We start from the raw sequence: 676 nt of genomic DNA, 5'->3' as shown, positions 1-676 counted from the left end.
ACAGAGAGGCGTCCGCCGGAACTATCCGATTCATGAGAGAATCCAGCTTAAGTTCCCAGCCGTGCATCATCTCTTACCTCCCCTCTCATCCTTCAAGATCTCTCCCTGAACTCGCTTGGCGTTGCACCTGAGTTGGCCTTGAACGTCTTAATGAAATAACTTACGTTGTCATATGCAAGACCCTCACAGATCTCGGCCACGGTCCGTCCGGTTTGACGAAGCTGCTCCTTGGCCCGTTCCATCTTCATCCGCGTCACATACTCAATAAAGGTAACCCCCGTCTCCTTCTTGAACATCCGGCTGAAATAACTGGAATTCAGATGAAGGAATCCGGCGACCTCATCCAGCGTGATCCGCTGATGCAGCCGGCGCGATACGTATTTGCATGCCTCGGCGACCTCCGCTCTGCGACTGCCTGCGAACCCGCTGCTCAAGCGCTGGGCCATCGCATCCATATGGATGATCAACCAAGTGCGCAGTTCGTTCAAGGAATCCATGCCGACCATTTCCTTATGCAGGGTATCGGCCGTATAAGATGGCGACAACGATTGCAATAACTGGAGCTTCAGCTTCAGATCGAGCAGCAGCTTAAGCAGCCAATCCTTTACCGTTTCCGGCGCATATCCGTTGCTGCGGATGAACGAGATCCATCGCTCAATTGCTTGATGTGTAGCAT

Annotated in this window: 1 protein-coding gene; it reads right to left on the bottom strand. The window is 52.8% G+C overall.

Features of this window, described 5'->3' with window-relative positions; translation table 11 throughout:
• Positions 1 to 92: 92 nt before the first annotated feature.
• The coding region (locus ACFRAK_RS27625) for a helix-turn-helix transcriptional regulator (RefSeq protein WP_394572979.1) at positions 93 to 676 on the bottom strand (584 nt) is incomplete at its 5' end.

It is taken from the genome of Peribacillus sp. NPDC056705 (assembly GCF_043656335.1).
Note: the sequence above shows the minus strand (reverse complement) of the source record. Positions and strands in the feature narration are given on the sequence as shown.